Origin of the sequence: Aureimonas sp. AU12 (genome assembly GCF_001463705.1) — a bacterium.
In the GTDB taxonomy this organism is placed as follows: Bacteria; Pseudomonadota; Alphaproteobacteria; order Rhizobiales; family Rhizobiaceae; genus Aureimonas.
Window position 1 is genome coordinate 1 of record NZ_BBWH01000065.1, and the last position, 746, is coordinate 746.

Consider the following 746-nt stretch of genomic DNA (forward strand, 5'->3'; position numbering starts at 1 on the left):
GCGGCGTCCTCGATACGGCCAACTCGCTGACGACGGCGGACGGGCGCACGCTCAGCGTCGGCGGCACGCCGTCGGCGCTCGGCAACACCGCCAAGGGCGGTCTGGCCGCCGCCGAGGGCTCGGCGACGGGCACCTCGGCGACGGCGTCCTACGGCGTGTTCAACGGAACGTTCACGGCCCTGAACGCCGGCAGCGACTTCGCGGCGGCGGGTGACGGGCTCGTCTTCGCCTTCACCGTCGAAGGCTCTGCCCAGACGGTGACGGTCAGCAAGTCGGACGCCACGTTGGCCAACGGCGCGACCACCGGTGGCGAGATCAAGAACCTGACGGAACTGGCCAACATCTTCAACAAGAAGGTGACGACCCAGGGCGTCGAAGCGTTCGTGACCGCATCCGGCACGCTCGGCATCCGCAGCGTGGCGGTGGGCACGGCGACGACGGTCGTTGCCACCGGCATCACGGCCAACACGGTGACCACCGGCTTTGCGGTTGCCGACTCGGGCCTCTTGGCAACGCCGACGGCGACCCAGGTCGACGGTGCGGACGCCACGAAGGCGACCCTGACGGGCAATGCGGCGACCGCAGTGACCCTCGACGGTGACGATCAGATCTCGTTCCTGCTTCAGACCGGCTCCGATAGTGCCAAGGCCGTCATCATCGACAAGGCGCTGATCGACTCGGCCCTTGGGGTGACCACCGGCACGATCGCGTCTCCCGCGAACTGGCAGACGGTCATGCAGGCGGCG

Annotated in this window: 1 pseudogene; it reads left to right on the plus strand. The window is 68.9% G+C overall.

The features are described 5' to 3' along the window. Positions 1 to 746 (plus strand): annotated as a pseudogene (locus AUL33_RS22605) (hypothetical protein); the annotation flags it as partial.